Source organism: Streptomyces sp. NPDC001852, from assembly GCF_042891825.1.
In the GTDB taxonomy this organism is placed as follows: Bacteria; Actinomycetota; Actinomycetes; order Streptomycetales; family Streptomycetaceae; genus Streptomyces.
This window is the reverse complement of sequence record NZ_JBIATN010000004.1, coordinates 111,374-128,493: the sequence shown is the minus strand read 5'-3', so window position 1 is coordinate 128,493 and position 17,120 is coordinate 111,374. Positions and strand designations below refer to the sequence as shown.

At 71.5% G+C, this 17,120-nt stretch carries 17 protein-coding genes; 7 read left to right on the top strand and 10 right to left on the bottom strand.

What is annotated here, in order from left to right; genetic code table 11:
- Positions 1 to 21: 21 nt before the first annotated feature.
- Entirely contained in the window at positions 22 to 2,808 is a 2,787-nt protein-coding gene (locus ACFYZB_RS08520; protein ID WP_388755902.1) for a penicillin acylase family protein, read from the bottom strand.
- Between the two features lie 219 nt (positions 2,809 to 3,027).
- Between ACFYZB_RS08520 and ACFYZB_RS08515 the strand changes: the two genes are divergently transcribed.
- The 3 genes from ACFYZB_RS08515 to ACFYZB_RS08505 all read left to right on the top strand — a co-directional run bounded on the left by ACFYZB_RS08515 (position 3,028) and on the right by ACFYZB_RS08505 (position 5,690).
- Positions 3,028 to 3,630, top strand: coding sequence for a hypothetical protein (locus tag ACFYZB_RS08515; protein ID WP_351206732.1), 603 nt, complete (start codon positions 3,028 to 3,030; stop codon positions 3,628 to 3,630).
- Between the two features lie 139 nt (positions 3,631 to 3,769).
- Positions 3,770 to 4,594, top strand: coding sequence for a 3-keto-5-aminohexanoate cleavage protein (locus ACFYZB_RS08510; protein ID WP_388755900.1), 825 nt, complete (start codon positions 3,770 to 3,772; stop codon positions 4,592 to 4,594).
- 28 nt (positions 4,595 to 4,622) lie between these two features.
- The gene (locus tag ACFYZB_RS08505; RefSeq protein ID WP_388755897.1) at positions 4,623 to 5,690 is read left to right on the top strand and encodes an RNA ligase (ATP); all 1,068 of its coding nucleotides are present in this window, start codon (positions 4,623 to 4,625) and stop codon (positions 5,688 to 5,690) included.
- 91 nt (positions 5,691 to 5,781) lie between these two features.
- Here the strand turns inward: ACFYZB_RS08505 and soxR are convergent, their stop codons facing one another.
- The gene (soxR, locus tag ACFYZB_RS08500; RefSeq protein ID WP_351206738.1) at positions 5,782 to 6,240 is read right to left on the bottom strand and encodes a redox-sensitive transcriptional activator SoxR; all 459 of its coding nucleotides are present in this window, start codon (positions 6,238 to 6,240) and stop codon (positions 5,782 to 5,784) included.
- Positions 6,241 to 6,356: 116 nt separating this feature from the next.
- Here soxR and ACFYZB_RS08495 point away from each other — a divergent pair, with 116 nt between their 5' ends.
- The gene (locus ACFYZB_RS08495) at positions 6,357 to 6,818 is read left to right on the top strand and encodes a MaoC family dehydratase (protein ID WP_388755893.1); all 462 of its coding nucleotides are present in this window, start codon (positions 6,357 to 6,359) and stop codon (positions 6,816 to 6,818) included.
- Between the two features lie 13 nt (positions 6,819 to 6,831).
- Here ACFYZB_RS08495 and ACFYZB_RS08490 read toward each other — a convergent pair whose 3' ends face one another.
- From ACFYZB_RS08490 to ACFYZB_RS08480, 3 genes are all read right to left on the bottom strand, one after another.
- On the bottom strand, positions 6,832 to 7,455 hold the full coding sequence (locus ACFYZB_RS08490) for a TetR/AcrR family transcriptional regulator (protein WP_351206742.1): 624 nt from the start codon (positions 7,453 to 7,455) through the stop codon (positions 6,832 to 6,834).
- Positions 7,456 to 7,528: 73 nt separating this feature from the next.
- Complete coding sequence (locus ACFYZB_RS08485) at positions 7,529 to 7,816, bottom strand: YiaA/YiaB family inner membrane protein (protein ID WP_351206744.1); 288 nt, start codon at positions 7,814 to 7,816, stop codon at positions 7,529 to 7,531.
- A gap of 59 nt (positions 7,817 to 7,875) precedes the next feature.
- Entirely contained in the window at positions 7,876 to 9,027 is a 1,152-nt protein-coding gene (locus ACFYZB_RS08480) for an acyl-CoA dehydrogenase family protein (RefSeq protein WP_388756514.1), read from the bottom strand.
- Positions 9,028 to 9,105: 78 nt separating this feature from the next.
- Here ACFYZB_RS08480 and ACFYZB_RS08475 point away from each other — a divergent pair, with 78 nt between their 5' ends.
- The 3 genes from ACFYZB_RS08475 to ACFYZB_RS08465 all read left to right on the top strand — a co-directional run bounded on the left by ACFYZB_RS08475 (position 9,106) and on the right by ACFYZB_RS08465 (position 11,543).
- On the top strand, positions 9,106 to 9,765 hold the full coding sequence (locus ACFYZB_RS08475) for a TetR/AcrR family transcriptional regulator (protein WP_351206746.1): 660 nt from the start codon (positions 9,106 to 9,108) through the stop codon (positions 9,763 to 9,765).
- A 41-nt stretch (positions 9,766 to 9,806) separates the two neighbouring features.
- Positions 9,807 to 10,520, top strand: coding sequence for an ArsR/SmtB family transcription factor (locus tag ACFYZB_RS08470; RefSeq protein WP_388755890.1), 714 nt, complete (start codon positions 9,807 to 9,809; stop codon positions 10,518 to 10,520).
- 84 nt (positions 10,521 to 10,604) lie between these two features.
- The gene (locus ACFYZB_RS08465; protein WP_388755888.1) at positions 10,605 to 11,543 is read left to right on the top strand and encodes a DMT family transporter; all 939 of its coding nucleotides are present in this window, start codon (positions 10,605 to 10,607) and stop codon (positions 11,541 to 11,543) included.
- A gap of 6 nt (positions 11,544 to 11,549) precedes the next feature.
- On the opposite strand, the gene ACFYZB_RS08460 is transcribed toward ACFYZB_RS08465, so the two are convergent.
- The 5 genes from ACFYZB_RS08460 to ACFYZB_RS08440 all read right to left on the bottom strand — a co-directional run bounded on the left by ACFYZB_RS08460 (position 11,550) and on the right by ACFYZB_RS08440 (position 17,054).
- Entirely contained in the window at positions 11,550 to 12,632 is a 1,083-nt protein-coding gene (locus tag ACFYZB_RS08460; protein WP_388755887.1) for a Zn-dependent alcohol dehydrogenase, read from the bottom strand.
- A gap of 16 nt (positions 12,633 to 12,648) precedes the next feature.
- Positions 12,649 to 14,037, bottom strand: coding sequence for an aldehyde dehydrogenase family protein (locus tag ACFYZB_RS08455; RefSeq protein WP_388755884.1), 1,389 nt, complete (start codon positions 14,035 to 14,037; stop codon positions 12,649 to 12,651).
- A 158-nt stretch (positions 14,038 to 14,195) separates the two neighbouring features.
- Positions 14,196 to 15,536, bottom strand: a complete 1,341-nt coding sequence (locus ACFYZB_RS08450) for an ABC transporter ATP-binding protein (protein WP_388755882.1) — start codon at positions 15,534 to 15,536, stop codon at positions 14,196 to 14,198.
- Positions 15,537 to 15,697: 161 nt separating this feature from the next.
- On the bottom strand, positions 15,698 to 16,375 hold the full coding sequence (locus ACFYZB_RS08445) for a class F sortase (protein WP_388755879.1): 678 nt from the start codon (positions 16,373 to 16,375) through the stop codon (positions 15,698 to 15,700).
- The gene (locus ACFYZB_RS08440) at positions 16,362 to 17,054 is read right to left on the bottom strand and encodes a hypothetical protein (RefSeq protein WP_388755877.1); all 693 of its coding nucleotides are present in this window, start codon (positions 17,052 to 17,054) and stop codon (positions 16,362 to 16,364) included. The genes ACFYZB_RS08445 and ACFYZB_RS08440 overlap by 14 nt, the downstream gene beginning before the upstream one ends.
- Positions 17,055 to 17,120: the final 66 nt, after the last annotated feature.

The following is a 17,120-nucleotide window of genomic DNA, read 5'->3' as shown; positions in this document are numbered from 1 at the left end:
GCCCACGTCACGCCGATCGGTTCATCGGTGTGACGTGTACTCCACCACCTGCTGGAACGTCGGCCGGTTCTGCCAGCTGATCTTGCCGTGCTTGATGCCGCCCAGCGTGCGCTGGACGATCGAGTCGGCGCACCACTGGTCGCCGGCCGAGCACTGGTCGTCGCCCGGGTAGACCTGGGCGGCGGTCATCCCGGCCGCCTGGTCGAGGGTGCTGATCAAGGCGTCCCGGCAGGCGCTGAGGCTGCCGCCCCCGCAGTACTTCTCGGCGAGCCCGCCCTGCACCTTCTCCCCGAGCACCGCACGGATGTCCTTGTCGACATAACTCCACCAGCCGAACTGGAAGGAGCTTCCGGCGTGCGAACCGGTCGGGCCGTGACCGGCGGACGGGGCCTCGTCCACCGGCAGGTTGCCGGTGAAGGCCGTGTACAGGTCGCTGCCGAGGCCCGGTTCGAACTCCGCCTTGACCAGCAGCGGCCACCAGGCGTCCAGGATGCGGATCGCGTCGGCGTCGGCGTAGGTGTGCGAACCGGCGGACGTCTCCGTGCGCCCCGCGCCCGCGTCCAGCCACGCCTGCAGCTTGCTCACCGCCGCGGCGGCCGTGGAGTCGGTCACCGTGGAGGAGTCGATCACCTTGAGCAGCTTCGGCAGCACGTCCTCGGCGCGCAGGTCGGCGACGGCCGCGTCCGCCATGGCCTGCACCAGTTTGGTGCGGGTCACGCCGCCGGCCGCGACCAGCTTCTTCACCCGGTCGTCGAGCAGGTTGCCGCGGTGCACGGAGCCGTCGCCCCAGCCGGCGGCCGAGTAGTCCTGGGCCTGCTTGTTGTTCCAGGAGACGTAGTAGTCCTGGTCGACGGAGTTGGGGTGGGCCGAGGCCGGGGTGTAGTCGGCGGTGTTGGTGGCCGGGTCCCAGTTCTGCCACTCGTACGCCGGCTGCGCCCACACCGGGAACTCGGCGTCGACGCCGGACGCGCGGACCGGGTTGTCACCGCTGTTGTAGTACGCGGTGTGCTGGGAGTCGGCGTAGAACCAGTTGAAGGTGTAGTTGATGTGCTGGGCCGCGCTCTGGAAGTCCTTCGGGCCCTTGACGAAGCCCGGGTCGTTCAGCATCTGGAAGCCGATGATCGAGTCGGCCTCGTGCAGGTACGAGGAGCGCAGGGTGGTGTAGGCGACCTTCTTGCCGCCGACGGTCGCCCGGTACTCCACCGGGCCGTACTTCGTCCGCCACACCCGCATGGTGTACGACCCCGCCGGTGTGCTGTCGGCCGTGGTCGGCGACCAGGAGTTCTTCTGCTCGACCTTGTCCATCGCCGTACAGGTGCCGTGGTAGAGGTAGTGGTAGTCGTCCTGGCACAGCTCGACGGCGTAGGTGTCGATGATGTCCTGGCCCGAGGTGGTCGCGCTCCAGGAGTAGTCCTGGCCGCGGCCGAGTTCGACGTACATGCTCAGGCCCGCGAAGGAGGCGCCGCGCGCGCTGATGCCCGGGCCCTGGATCTCCTGGAGCATGAGCAGCTGCGGGGCGAAGTAGCCGGTCTGCGGTCCGAAGACGGCGATCGGGTGTCCGCTCGCGGTGTACCTGCCGCTGACCACGAGCGCGTTGGACATCCCGCGCCTGGCCGAACTGAGCGTTGCCTTCGCGGCGGTGGCCGAGGTGCTCCTGGCGGCGGCGGTGGCCGCGCTGCCCGTACGGTCGTAGACCAGCGGTTCCTGGGTGACCGAGCCGGCGTCGGGCAGGGCCTCGCCCTTGGCGTCCGCGGGCTTGCCGCCGTACGGGAAGCTCTGGCCGTCGTGGACGGTCAGGACGGCCTCGGGGTCGTTGCGCTCGCGGAAGGACTCCCAGACCTTGGTGCCCTCCTCGACGCCGTACTTGGACTGGGCGGCGAGCAGGGAGAGGGCGTTGTTGACCTCGCCGCCCCCGCCGGAACCGAACAGCGAGCCGATGACGGAGGCCAGCGCCACGAGGTCGGTGATCTTGAAGTGGTCGATGGTGCCGGCGTTGGTGATCGGGTCCTTGTGACCGGTCAGGTCGTACTCGCCGGGGAAGTAACGGCCGCTGTCCGAGGCGTCGATGTAGGCGTTGACGCCGTCGAGGTAGGCGTTGGCATCGGTGAGGGCCTGCTGGCCGCGGGCGCCGTTCTTCGCGACGGCGTTGTCGATCTGCGCCTGCAGGTCGGCCTCGGTGTAGGGAGCGTTGCGGTAGAACTCCTGCTCCAGGCCCTGGTTGGCGGCCGCGCCGCCGGCGAAGGAGGTCAGCTGTCCGCGGCCGACGTGCCGGAAGACGTCCATCAGCCACAGCCGGTCCTCGGCCGCCGCGTAGCCGGCTCCGTACTCGGTACCGTACCGGGTGGTGCCTGTGATGTGCGGCACACCGGTCTTCTTGTCGCGGACGATCGTCACGTCGCCGCGCCCGCCCGGCTTCTCGGTGGAGGCGACCTGGTCGGACGGGACGCCGAAGGAGGCGTCGTTGAAGAAGTTGTTGATCGTGGCGTCCGTGAGGCCCTTGTAGCCGGTCGCCAGATTCGCGTACGGGCCGAGCTGGTCCTCGGCGTGCGAGGGCTGGGTGCCGAAGGCCTGGTTGAGCAGGATCTGGGCGAGCGTGGCGTTGCCGTTCTCGCCGGGCGGCAGGATGTCCGAGCACTGGCCGCCGCAGTAGTCGTTCGAGGCGGTGGCGTCGGCCGCGGCGGCGGTCTGGCCGAGGGGGGAGAGAAGTCCGGCGACGAGGACGCATATGGACGCCGTCTTCAGGAACCCGGTGAAGCGGCGGGACGTTCTCAGTCTGTCAAGCGTGGTATGTGGGGTTCGCCGTGGCATGGCGGCTCCTAGCGACAGGGGTGGCCGAAGGTTACCGCCGGTATCCCCAGCTTTGAAGGTGAACATGCGTCACTTTCCGGAGTCCTCAAGCAGAACGCAGAAGACAACACGCGAAGAGATGGAGCCGAATCGCCTGTCGATACGTCTATTCGGCGACGTCCGTGCGACGACGCCGAAGTGACCGAAGTACAGGTGCAGGTGTGACGGAGGTGCAAGGCGATGGCCGGTTTCCGGAGTCTGGCGAGACAGGTACGCGATCCGGGCTGCGATCTGGCACTGCGGCGCTACTCACTGCGCAAGTGCCTTGAGAAGTTCGCCCCTTACGGGCATCGGGCGACCTGGGACCATCTGTGCTCCCGGGCGGGCTTCGGCCCCGAGGACCGCTCCCCCGACCCGGCGCGGCTCGTGGCCGCACTGGAGGAGCTGGAGGAGGCCCGGTCCGTCTGGCTCGCCTACGAGACCGACTTCACCGAGCGGCGCAGGAAGGAGAAGCACGACGGGCTGCGCCGGCCGGGCAGCGTGGACGACTGGCACCGGCTGACCTGGGGAGGCTTCGGGGTCGCCTGGTGCGACGACCCGCGGCTCCACCCCGAGGCGCCGCTGGCCGAGGTGCTGCGCCGGCTGATCACCGCACTGAACCGGGAACCGGGCTCGTCCTGCCCGGTGTGCGGTGGTGACCGCCTGGTCTGGCGCTACGGCCTGGACCACGAGCCGTCGTCCGGCCCGGTCTGCACGGACTGCGGCATCCTCGTGCCACGCCCGGTGCTCACGCCGCAGGCGCTGGGGTACGCCAGGCGGGGGCGGCTTCTGATGTCGGCCTGAGCAGTGCTCTGTCAACGGGGGGCCGTTGTTCTTCTGGGGGGTGCGAAGGGGATGCCGCGCCCCCTGCGGTGCGGTGAGGCCATGCGCTCGCGGTGCGGTGACCGGGGCCGTTGTCGGTGGTGACTGGCACCATCGGAGCATGCTGCAGGTGTGTCTCAACGGAAGCCGTTCCGCCGCCGACGGCGCGGGGATTCCGATGTCGCCCGAGGAGATGGCCCGTTCCGCGGCACAGGCCGTGGCGGTCGGGGCCGGCTCGGTCCACGTGCACCCCAAGACGCCGTGCGGACACGACAGCCTCTCCCCGCGCGTCCTCGCTCCGGCCCTGGAGGCGATACGGGCGCGGGTGCGGGTGCCGGTCGGGGTGACGACCGGTGCCTGGGCGGAGCCCGATCCGCAGGCCCGGCTCGCCCGGGTGCGCAGCTGGTCCGTGCTGCCCGACTTCGCCTCGGTCAACTGGCATGAGCCGGGCGCCGAAGCGGTTGCCGGACAGCTCGTCGCCATGGGCGTGGGTGTCGAGGCGGGCATCTGGTCCGGTACCGACGGCGCGGCCCGGTTCGCGGCCTCGCCCCTCGGGCCGAGGGTGCTGCGTGTGCTGGCGGAGGTGACGGACCCGGACCCCGCGACCGCCGAGGAATCGGCACGTGCCCTGCTGGCCGAGCTGGGGAGCGCCCACGACCGGCCGGTGCTCCTGCACGGCGAGGAGGGCGGCACCTGGCCGGTGCTGCGGCTGGCCGGACGGCTGGCCCTGGCCACCCGTATCGGACTGGAGGACACCCTGTTCCTGCCCGACGGCCGACGCGCGTCCACAAATGCTCAGTTGGTCGCGGAAGCGCTGGTCCAGTACGCGTCGTTCCAGCGACAACGCGTGCGCGCACTGCAGCAACAGGCGCCGCGTCAGGGGGACGCTACCAGCACCAAATCCGCTCGCTCCAGCGGATTCTCGCCCGGACAGTGGAGCCGATGAAACCGAACCGATGAACACGGGGAGTCCCATGTCCACGCTGCGGGTCACCGCCGAAGTGCTGACCGTCCACGAGCATCCGAACGCCGACGCTCTCGAGCTGGCCCAGGTGGGTCTGTACCGAGCCGTCGTCGCCAAGGGCGCGTACCGCACCGGTGAGGCCGCCGTCTACATACCCGAGCAGTCCGTGCTCCCGTCCGGTCTGATCGAGGAGCTGGGTCTGACCGGACGGCTCGCGGGCGGCGAGGCCAACCGCGTCAAGGCGGTGCGGCTGCGCGGCGAGTTGTCGCAGGGCATCGTGTGCCGGCCGAAGGCGCTGGCGGACGTCGACCTCACGCGGGCGGCGGCCGAGGGCACGGACTTCGCGGAGCGGCTGGGCATCACCAAGTGGGTGCCGCCGGTCCCGCCGACCATGAACGGCGAGGTGGAGTCCGCCACCGACCTGCTGTCATGGGTCGACATCGAGAACATCCAGCGTTACCCGGACATCTTCGCCCCGGGCGAGCCGGTCGTCCTGACGGAGAAGCTCCACGGCTCGGCCTGCCTGCTGACGTACGTCGCCGACGAGGGCCGGATGTACGTGTCGTCCAAGGGCTTCGGCGCCAAGTCGCTGGCCCTGAAGGAGGATCCGCGGAACCTGTACTGGCGGGCGATCCGGGGACACGGCGTCGCCGAGGCGGCGGCCCGGCTGGCGAAGCGGCTCGGGGCACGCCGGGTCGGCATCTTCGGGGAGGTGTACGGCGCGGGGGTGCAGGACCTGTCGTACGGCGCCGACGGGCGGCGGGACACGCTGGGTTACGCGGCGTTCGACGTCTCGGCGGACGTGGACGGCACGGTGCGCTGGCTGGACGCGGCGGAACTGCTGGAGGGCGAGCTGCCGGTGGTGCCCCGGCTGTACGCGGGGCCGTACGACATCGCGCGGGTGCTGGAGTTCGCGAGCGGGCGGGAGACAGTGTCCGGGCGGGGGCTGCATCTGCGGGAGGGCGTGGTGATACGGCCCGTGGTGGAGCGGTACAGCCCGGTGACCGGGGGCCGGGCCATCGCCAAGGCGGTGAGCCCGGCGTACCTCACGCGGAAGGGCGGCACCGAGTACGAGTGAGACACCCTCCGCCGGGGGGCGGGCGGGCGCTTGCCCGCACGTGCGGGGTGCCGGCGCCTCGAAGGCGCCGGCACCGCGACCCCAGCACATCTCAGCGCCTCTCCCCGAACAGGGACGAGCCCGTGAGCCGTTCGCCGTACACGTCGTCCGGGTTGGACAGCACACAGTTCTCCAGGGACAGGCACCCGCACCCGATGCAGTCGGTGAGGTGATCGCGCAACCGGTTCAACTGCTTGATGCGTTCGTCGAGCTCCGAGCGCCACCTCTCCGACAGCCGCGCCCAGTCCTCCCGGGTCGGTGTGCGTTCCTCGGGCAGCTCGGCCAGGGCGTCCCGGATCGTGGCCAGCGGAATGCCGACCCGCTGCGCTGCCCGCACGAAGGCGACCCGGCGCAGGGTGTCGCGGCTGTACCGGCGCTGGTTGCCGGGGGTGCGGCGGCTGCTGATCAGGCCCTTCGACTCGTAGAAGTGCAGCGCGGAGACGGCGGCGCCACTGCGCGCGGACAACTGGCCGACGGTCAGCTCGTGGATCTTCTCGGGGATCTGGGGCACCCCTCAGAGCCTAGTCGCCCGGCGCAGGTGGCCATCCGTTGACAGGCGCCCCTCACCCGACCATGCTAAGCAGTTGCTTAGAAATGTGAGCAAGAGGCGAGCGAGAGGCCGGGAACATGGCAGAACCGAGGACCTTCACCTCCCCCGACGAGCTGAAGGCGGCCGTCGGCGAGCAGCTGGGGCACACCGACTGGCTGGAGGTCGACCAGAAGCGCATCGACCTGTTCGCCGAGGCCACCGGCGACCACCAGTGGATCCACGTGGACCCGGAGAAGGCCGCCGCGGGCCCCTTCGGGACGACCATCGCCCACGGCTACCTCACCCTCTCCCTGCTGCCGCTCTTCGGCCCGCAGCTGATCCGGGTCGAGGGCGTGAGGATGGGCGTGAACTACGGCACCAACAAGGTCCGCTTCCCCGCCCCGGTCCCGGTCGGCTCCCGGCTGCGCGCCACCGCGAAGATCACCGGCGTCGAGGACGTCGCCGGCGGCGTCCAGGTGACCGTCGCCTTCACCGTGGAGCGCGAGGGCGGCGACAAGCCGGTGTGCGTCGCGGAGTCGGTGTCCCGGTACTACCTGTGAGCCCAGGGGCCCGCTACTTCGCCCCGACCATCCGGAGCACGAGGTCGGCGTAGAGCGCGCCGACCTCGTCGGGGGTGAAGGGGCCGTCCACGGTGAACCAGCGGGCCACGTCGATGCACAGGGACAGCACGGCGAGCGTGGTGCCCTTGGCGTCCAGCACGTCGAACTCGCCCGAGGCCACGCCGTCGTCGATGATCCCGCGCACCTCGGCGTCGACCTGGCGGCGCAGCGCGACGATCTCGGCGCGGGCCTCGGGGCCGAGGGCGTCGAGTTCGTACTGCACGACCCGTGCGGTGGTGCGCCGCCCCGCGTGCCAGCGGACGAAGGAGCCGACCGCGTCGGCCAGCCGCTCGGTCGCGGTGCCCTCCCGCTGCGCGGCCGTGCGCAGGATGTCCAGGGCCTTGTCGTGACCGATCCGGCTGATTCGGTGGAGCAGCTCTTCCTTGGTCTTGTAGTGGATGTAGAGCGCGGCCGGGCTCATGCCGGCGCGGCCCGCGATGTCACGGGTGGTCGTCGCGTGGTAGCCGCGCTCGGCGAAGGCCTCCACGGCGGCGACGAGCAGCCGCCGGGCCGCGTCCGGGGTGACCTCTTCCCACGGCTCCACTTCGCCGCCGGTCGTCTCCTCCGCCGTACTCATCGCTCGCTCGCCCCTCTCGATGACAGGAGCACCACCATACCGCCGAAGGTGAGCGGGCGCTTAGTGCAGCCGGTCAGAGCTTCTCGAAGGGGTCGTGTTCGGCCAGCAGCTTCTCCAGGCGCGCCTGGTCGACGCGGCTGACGATCTGCCCGGCCTCCTGGCGGTCCCGGATCACCTTGGCGAGCGTGAAGGCGGAGGTGACGAGGTAGAGGACGGCGATGGCCAGGAAGGCGCGCACCCAGGCGTCGGCGCCGAGCTGGTAGATGCCGACGGCGGTGGCCACCATGGCGACTGCGAAGGACGCGACGGCCTGACCGTAGAAGGCGGCCGTGCTCTGCTGTTTGACCGGTGTGTCACTCATGGGAAGAGCATCGGCGGATGTGGCCCGCGCCACATCCGCTCGCGTACTCAGATCGGTACTCAGAACGCCGAAACCCCGGTCAGGGAACGCCCGATGAGCAGCTTCTGGATCTGGCTGGTGCCCTCGTAGAGGGTCATCACGCGCGCGTCGCGCAGGAGTTTGCCGGCCGGGTACTCGTCGATGTAGCCGTAGCCGCCGAAGACCTGGAGGGCGTTGTTCGCGGCGCGGACGGCGGCCTCGGAGGCGAACAGCTTGGCCTTGGAGGACTCGACGGCGAACGGCTGCCCGCGGTCGATCAGATCGGCGACGCGCCAGGTGAGCAGCCGGGCGGCGTCCACGTCGACGGCGATGTCGCTGATCAGTTCCTGTACCAGCTGGTGGTGGGCGATGGGCCTGCCGAACTGCTCGCGCTCACCGGCGTACCGCACCGCCGCGTCCAGTGCGGCCTGGGCGATGCCGACACAGCCCGCGGCCACCGACATCCGCCCCTTGGCCAGTGCGGACATGGCCACGGAGAAGCCCTTGCCCTCCTCGCCGAGCATCGCCGACGCGGGTACCCGCACGTCCTGGAGGACGAGTTCGGCGGTGGCCTGGCCGCGCAGGCCGAGCTTGCCGTGGATGGTGCGCCGGGTCAGGCCGGGGGTGTCGGTGGGCACGAGGAAGGCGGACACGCCCTTGTGGCCGGGGGCGTCGGTGGAGCGTGCGAAGAGCAGGACGACGTCCGCCCACGTCCCGTTGGTGATGAACATCTTGGCGCCGTTGATGACGTAGTCGTCGCCGTCGCGTACGGCACGGGTGGTGAGGTTGCCCGCGTCGGAGCCGGTGCCGGGCTCGGTGAGGCCGAAACAGCCGACGTACTCGCCCGCGGTCAGCCCCGGCAGCCAGCGCCGCTTCTGCTCCTCGCCGCCCCAGGCGGCGATCGTCTTGGCCACCAGGCCCAGCGAGACGGAGACGATGCCGCGCACCGAGGAGTCGCCGCGCCCCAGCTCCTCCGTGACCAGGCAGTACGCGAGGTGGTCGCCGCCCGAGCCGCCGTACTCCTCGTCGATGGTCAGACCAAGGAAACCCACCTCGCCGAGCTTCTTCACGATGCCCCGGTCGACCTCCTCGGCGCGGTCCCACGCGACGACGTGCGGAGCGATCTCACCTGCCACGAATTCCCGGGCCAGCTGCCGGACCGCGGTCTGCTCCTCACTGAGCTCCAGGTTCACCACGAGATCACCCCACTTGAAATCCGTACATTTAAATTAGCACTGCTAGTTTCTGTTCGCAGCCCTACTATGTGCGCCATGGCCCGACCGCGCAAGCCCCTCCTCAGCACCGACCGGATCGTCGAGACGGCCCGGGAACTCGTGGACCGGGAGGGCCTGGCGGCCGTCTCCACCCGTCGGCTCGCCGCCGAGCTCGGGGTGAGCGGCCCCTCGCTCTACAACCACTTCCGCACCAAGGACGAGATCCTGGAGGCGGTCGCCGACTCGGTGAGCGGTCTGGTGGACCTGTCGATGTTCGAGGACGGCCGGGACTGGCGCACCGCGCTGCACGACTGGGCCGTCTCCTACCGGGCCGCCCTGCGCGACCACCCGAACATCGTCCCGGTCCTGGCACGGGGGCCGGGACGTCGTCCCGCCGCGCTGCGCCTCGCCGACGCCGTCTACGGCGCCATGGTCGACGCCGGCTGGTCACCGGCCCAGGCGACCTCCATCGGCGCGCTGATGCGGTACTTCATCATGGGCTCCGCGCTCGGTTCGTTCGCCGGGGGGTTCGTGGACGACGCGAGCGCGTACGATCCCGCCGACTATCCCCATCTCGGCCAGGCCCATCTGCTCGCCGAGCAGCAGGAGAAGATCGACGAGCGGGCCTTCGAGACCGGGCTCACGGCGCTGCTGGACGGGCTGGCGCAGCAGTACGAGGCGGTACGGCAGCAGGTGCAGCCGGGCGTGCAGCGATAATTCGGTGGGGGCCGAAGTGTCCGTACCGCATGCTGGTCGGCATGACCGCCAAGGATCCGCAGGCAGCCGGTCTGGCCGCGCTCGCCTCCCTGATCGCCGACGAGACCCGGGCCGCATGCCTGCTGGCGCTGCTCGACGGGCGGGCCTGGACGGCCGGTGAGCTGGCCCGGCACGCGGGGGTCGCGGCGTCGACGCTCAGCGAGCACCTGGACAAGCTGGTGGCCGGGGGCCTGCTCGCGCAGGAACGGCAGGGACGCCACCGGTATGTGCGGCTGGCCGACGCGCACACGGCGCAGCTCGTCGAGGACCTGGCCGGTCGAGTGCCTCCGGCGGCCGTACGGGGGGCTCCGCGCAGCCTGCGCGAGTCGAGTGCCGGGGCGGCCATGGCCCGGGGGCGTACCTGTTACGACCACCTCGCGGGGCGGCTCGGGATGGCGGTCACCGATGCGCTGACCCTCCGGGGGTTGCTGCGGCAGGACACGGGGTTCGCACTGACGGACGCGGGGGTGGAGTGGTTCGGCGCGGCGGGTATTCCGCTGGAGGTTTCGGGTCGGCGTCCGCTGGCCCGTGCGTGCCTGGACTGGACCGAGCGGCGGCCCCATCTCGCGGGGGCGGCCGGGGCCGCGTTGTGCCGGCATGCGCTGGAGGCGGGGTGGTGCGTGCGGATCGGCTCCGCCCGGGCCGTGAAGGTGACTCCTTCGGGGGAGCGGGTGCTGTCGGACCTGTTGGGGATCACTTCGGAGGCGCTCCGCTGAATCCGGCCACCGGGGCGGGACGTTGTGTGGCCGTCCGATATCCGCCAGCCCAGTCAACGATCCGTACCTGACCTCAGGAGCATGATGAGCACCAACCGAAGCCGCGCCCGACTGCTCGCCACCGGCGCCGCCTGCGTGACCGTCGTCCTCTGGGCCTCCGCCTTCGTGGCGATCCGGAGTGCGGGCGAGGCCTACTCCCCCGGTGCGCTGGCCCTTGGGCGGTTGGCGGCCGGGGCCCTCGGACTCGGGGTCATCTGGGCGATACGGAGGGAAGGGCTGCCTCCCAGGGCCGCCTGGCGGGGGATTGTGCTGTCCGGGGTGCTGTGGTTCGGGCTCTACATGGTCGTGCTGAACTGGGGCGAACAGCAGGTGGACGCGGGGACGGCGGCGCTCGTCGTGAATGTCGGGCCGCTGCTGATCGCCCTGCTCGGGGCCCGGCTGCTGGGCGATCCGATGCCGCCGCGGCTGCTGGCGGGCATGGCCGTGTCGTTCGCCGGTGCGGTGACCGTCGGGCTGTCGATGTCCGGCGGCGGGGGCAACTCCGTGCTCGGGGTGGTGCTGTGTCTGCTCGCCGCGGTGGCGTACGCCGGCGGGGTCGTGGCGCAGAAGCCCGCGCTGGGGCACGGGAGCGCGTTGCAGGTGACGACGTTCGGGTGTCTGGTCGGTGCGGTGGGCTGTCTGCCGTTCGCCGGGCAGCTGGTGCACCAGGCGGCCCACGCGCCCCTGTCGGCCACCCTCAACATGCTCTACCTGGGCGTCTTTCCGACCGCGCTCGCGTTCACGACCTGGGCCTACGCCCTCGCCCGCAGCACGGCCAGCCGGATGGGCGCGACGACGTACGCCGTGCCCGCACTGGTGGTGCTGATGTCCTGGCTGGTGCTCGGTGAGGTGCCGGGCGTGCTCACGATGGCCGGTGGGGTGCTGTGTCTCGCGGGTGTGGCCGTGTCGCGGTCCCGGGCCCGCGGGGGCCGGGTGGTCCGGGTCGCGGCCGATGCGCGGCCGCGACCCGAGAACGTGCGCTGATCCGCCTCAGAACACCACCAGCGCGCGGCCGCCCTTGCCCGCGAGCATGTTCTCGAAGGCGGCCGGGATGCCCTCCAGGGCGATCCGCTCCGTCACCAGCGCGGAGAGGTCCAGGCGGCCCTCCCGCACATGTGCGGCGAGCACCGGGATGTCGCGTGCGGGGTCGGTGTTGCCGTAGACGCAGCCGGACAGGGTGCGGCCCCAGTGGAAGATCTCCAGGGCGTTGAAGGTGACCTCCTGGTCCTTGCCGCCGATGCCGACGACCGTCGTACGGCCGCCGCGGCGGGTGGAGTCCCAGGCGGCGCGGATCGACACCGCGCGGCCCACGCACTCCACCGAGACGTCCACGCCCTGTTTTCCGGTGAGGGCGCGGATCTCCTGCGGAGTGTTCTCGGAGGCGAGGACGTAGTCCGTCGCGCCGGCCGCTCGGGCCAGTTCCTCCTTCTCCGGGGAGACGTCGACCGCGATGATCCTGGACGCGCCCGCGAGGCGGGCCGACTGGAGGGTGGCGAGGCCGACGCCGCCCGCGCCGAAGACGGCGACCGTCTCGCCGGGACGGACCTTCGCCGAGTGGTGGACGGCGCCGTAGCCGGTGAGGACGGCGCAGCCGAGGAGGGCGGCGTCCACCAGCGGCACCCCCGCCGGGAGGGGCAGCACGCAGGACGCGGAGACGACGGTCTGCTCGGCGAACGCGGCCACGTTCAGGCCGGGGTGCAGCTCGGTGCCGTCGGTGGTGCGGGCGTAGACGTCGGCGGCGCCGTTCAGGGCGTTGGCGCACAGCCAGACCTCGCCGAGCGTGCAGGCGTGGCAACTTCCGCAGGACGGGGCCCAGTTGAGGACGACAGGGTCGCCCTCGGCGACATGGGTGACGCCCTCGCCGACGGCCACGACCGTGCCGGCGCCCTCGTGGCCGAGGACGGCCGGGACGGGGACGCGCATGGTGCCGTTGGACAGGGACAGGTCGGAGTGGCACACACCGGCGGCGGCGAGGCGGACCCGGACCTGTCCGGGGCCCGGGTCGGGCAGGTCGATGCCGGTGATCTCCAGGGGTGCGCCGATGGCGGGCAGGACGGCGGCTCGTACGGCCATGGGTTCGCGTGCTTCCTTAGAACTGGAGGGACTTGGTCTGGAGGTACTCGGCGAGTCCGTGCGCGCCGAGCTCCCGGCCGACGCCGGACTGCTTGTAGCCACCGAAGGGGGCGAGGGGATTGAAGCGGCCGCCGTTGATGTCCACCTGGCCGGTGTCCATGCGCCGGGCGAAGGCGACGGCCTCGGCCTCGTCACCGGCCCAGACGGCACCCGCGAGGCCGTAGACGGTGCCGTTGGCGATGCGCAGGGCGTCCTCCTCGTCGTCGTACCGCAGAATCGACAGGACCGGGCCGAAGATCTCCTCCTGAGCGATGGTCATGTCCGGGGTGACGTCCGCGAAGACCGTGGGGCTGACGAAGCAGCCCTTCTCGTGCGGGGATTGGGGACCGCCGGTGACCAGGCGGGCGCCCTCGGCGATGCCCTTCTCGATGTAACCGCGCACCCGCGCCTGCTGCTTGGCGTTGACGACCGGGCCGATGCGGTCGCCGTACTTGGCGGCGGCCGCGGCGGCCAGCTCCACGGCCTCCTCGTACCGGTCGCGGTGGACCAGCATGCGGGTCCAGGCGCTGCAGGTCTGGCCGGAGTTGGACATCACGTTGGCCACGCCGACGTTCACCGCCTTGGCGAGGTCGGCGCTCGGCAGGATGACGTTGGCGGACTTGCCGCCGAGTTCGAGGGCGACCTTCTTGACGGCCGCGCCCGCCACCGCGCCGATCTGCCGACCGACCGCCGTGGAGCCGGTGAAGGAGACGAGGTCCACGCCCGGGTGCTCGGCGAGCGCCTGGCCGGCGACCGGGCCGAGGCCGGTGACCAGGTTGAACACGCCCGCCGGTACGCCCGCCTCGTGGACGGCCTCGGCGAACAGCTGGGCGGTCAGCGGGGTGTCCTCGGCGGGCTTGAGGACGATCGTGCAGCCGGCGGCGAGCGCGGGGGCGACCTTGGCGACGATCTGGTGGAGGGGGTAGTTCCAGGGGGTGATCGCGCCGACCACGCCGATCGGCTCGTGCAGGACGGTGGAGTTGCCGACCTTCTCCTCGAAGGGGTGGCTCGCCGCCAGCTCGGCGTAGGAGCCGGCGACGGCGATCGGCACGGCCGCGTGCACCGCCTGGGAGAACGGCAGCGGGGCGCCCAGTTCGGCGGTGACCGTGCCGGCGATCTCGTCCTTGCGGGCCACGAGGGTGTCGCGGAGGGCGGTGAGGCGCGCGGCGCGCTCGGCCGGCGGCGTGGCGGCCCAGGCGGGCAGGGCGGCGCGGGCCGCGCGTACGGCGGTGTCGACGTCCAGCGCGCCGCCCGCCGGGACCCGGGCGATGACCTGCTCGTCGGCCGGGTTCACGACCTCGATGACCTCCGTGCTCTCGGCGGGGCGCCAGGCGCCGTCGATGTACAGGCCGTCGTGTGCCTTCATGCTGCGTTCCTCCCGGCGGGTCTGCGTCGTCCGGCACACAAACTAGCGGCGTTAGTTTTTTGGCGCCAGACGCACTCCGGCGCCGGACGCGGTGCGACGCGGACGTACAGGACATCATCGCCGGGGCGGCCCGTGCCCACTCGTGCGGGTGTCGGAGCTCACTCGTCCAGGTCGGGCAGCCGGTCGGGGGACGGGCAGATGCGGTCGCCCTGCTGGTCGAAGACGAAGAGATGGGCGAGGTCGACGAGGAGCGGGACCTGCATGCCGTGGTGCAGCCGCAGGTCCGGGGTGGTGCGCACCACCAGGTCGCCGGGGAGCCGGCCCTCCGGCGGCGCGGGCTCGCCTTCACCGTCCTCGGGGTGTTCGAGCACCACCACCGGTCCGGCGCGCCGTGCCCCCGTCCGTTCGCGCAGCCGGTCCAGCACGGTCGGGCCCTCCCTGCGGCGGCGTCGGTTCGGCCGGGCGGCCGGGCGCGGGGCCTCCAGGTCGGGTACGACGGCGGGGCGGGAGCCGGTGTTGAAGTGAACGAGGATCTCGTGTCCCTGGAACTCCACGTGCTCCACCAGCCCGGTGATCGCCACCTCCCCCGGCCGGGCGGAGCTGTGCTTGGCGATGCGCACCGCCTCCGAGCGCAGTCCCACGATCACCTCGCGGCCCTGCTGCACGCGCAGCAACTGGTGGTCAAGACAGAGCGGTTCGGGCAGCCGCAGGGCCTGCTTGCCGAGGCTGATGGTCATGGCGCCGTCCAGCGGGGCGCGGACCAGGCCGCGCAGCAGGTTGATGCGCGGGGTGCCGATGAAGGCGGCGGTGAAGACGTTGCGGGGCAGTGCGTAGACCTGGCGCGGGGTGCCGACCTGCTGGAGCACCCCGCAGCGCAGCACGGCGACCCGGTCGCCGAGGGACATCGCCTCGGCCTGGTCATGGGTGACGTACACCGTGGTGACGCCCAACTCGCGGGTCAGCTGCGATATTTCGGCCCGAAGTCGGTTGCGCAGCTTGGCGTCGAGGTTGGACAGCGGCTCGTCCATCAGGAAGGCGGAGGGGTGGCGGGCGATCGCCCGGCCCATGGCGACGCGCTGCCGCTCGCCGCCGGAGAGCTGGCTCGGGAAGCGGTCGAGCAGGTCCTCGATGCCCAGCATGCGGGCGGTGGCCGAGACACGCGGGGCGGGGTCGGCGCCGGGGTCCTCGATGCGCAGCGGGAAGCCGATGTTGTCGGCGCTGGTCATGTTGGGATAGAGGGCGAAGTTCTGGAAGACCATGGCCATGCCCCGCTCGGAGGGCTGCCAGTGGTTGGCGCGCTCGCCGTCGAGCAGCAGCTCGCCGGCGTCGATGTCCTCCAGGCCGGCGATCATCCGCAGCACGGTGGACTTGCCGCAGCCGGAGGGGCCGAGCAGGACCAGGAACTCGCCGGGCGCGATGTCCAGCGAGAGCCCGTCGACCACGCGCGTGCCGCGGGTGTAGGACTTGCTCACGTCGTGCAGTTCGATGGCGCGTGTCATGCCTGCCGCCCCCGGGGGCTGTCCGGAGCGCCGCTGCTCCGTGGTCCGAAGGCCCCGCGGGTCGAACGGGGCCTGTGCGTCACGGAAGTTAACGGAATGTGGCGGGCCGGGGGAAGGCTGCGCGCGGCCCGTCCCACTACGTGGTCGCGGTCGGGTGCGCGCTACTTGGTCGCGGTCAGGTGCGCGAAGACCACGACGTTGCTGGTGTAGCCCGTCCGGCGGTTGTAGAAGCCGCCGCAGGTCAGCACGCGCAGTTCCGGTCGCCCGGCCGGGGCGTAGACCTCCTTGTCCGGGAAGCCCGCCTTGTCGAAGACCTTCATCCGGTCCACGGTGTAGACGGCGGTACGGCCGTCGGCGCGTTTGACCTCGATGAGCTTGCACGGTTTGACCTGGGCGAGCGCGGCGAAGACGGCCGGTCCGGTCATGGTGTCCCGGTGGCCGACGGCGATCGCGGTGCCGTACTCGCCCGGCGTGGGGCCGCCCTCGTACCAGCCGACCAGCTTGGGCTTGTCCACGGGCGGAGTCTCCAGCTGCCGGTCCTTGTCGAGCCGGATGGCCGTGATCGGTGCGTCGATGCCCAGGAAGGGGATGCGGAACGACGTCGGCCGGGAACGGGGCAGCGGGTCCGGCGGGGGCTCGGCAGGGGGCGGACAGGACTCCTCCCCGCTCGCGCCCGCTCCGCCGGCGGCCAGCGCGTCCGGGTCACCCGCCCGGCCGGGCCCGGGGTGCCCGCCCCCGCACCGGCTCCCGACCGTCACCAGGACGGTCACCAGCAGGGCCGTCCTGGCGAGGCGGTAGGCGCGGGTCCGGTACCAGGGCCTGCGCCTACGCGGCGCCATCGAGCCGCCGGCGGTTCCGCCGGAAGTACACGGCACCGCCGACCGCCGTCAGACCCACGGCACCCGCCGCTGCCACCGGCGAGTACGCCGCGGCGGTGTCGACGAGGCCGCCGCCGCCCGCGTGCACACCACCGCGCGGCGGATCGTCGTCCTTCCCACCCCAGCCCGGGCCGTCATGGTCTCTGTGGTCGTGGTCGTGGTCGTGGTCGTGGTCGCCGCGGTGGTCCTCGATCTGCCCGTTCGGACCGTGTTCGTCGTGCCGGTCGTGGCAGTTGACGCGGAAGAGCTTCTCCTTGACGGCACCCGCCGCAACCCAGGTGAGCTTGTACTGCCCGTCGGTCAGGCCGATCACATCGGTGTGCCCGGCACCGCCGGCGAGCGTGATGACGCCGGTGACGGTGGCCGCGCTGGGCAGCGGGGGCTGCGCCTGGATGATGTAGGGGATGTTGGGCAGGATGTCGAAGTTGACGGCGTCCAGGTAGAACTTGCAGACCACTGGCTCATCCTTCGTGACACCGTAGGGCACGCCCACGCTGTGCACTCTGATGTCGCCGTTCTCTCCTTGGGCAACCGCGTTCGGTGCCGCCACCCACGACGAACCCACCGCGGCGAGGGCGGCGAGGACGACAGTGGCGCCCGCACGGGAACCGAAGGCACGTGGTGAGGTCTGAGTGGGCATGCACATTCCTCCGAGTCAGACGATTTTCATACAAATCGCTCTTTCGCCTGGACTCTGCGCGATGGA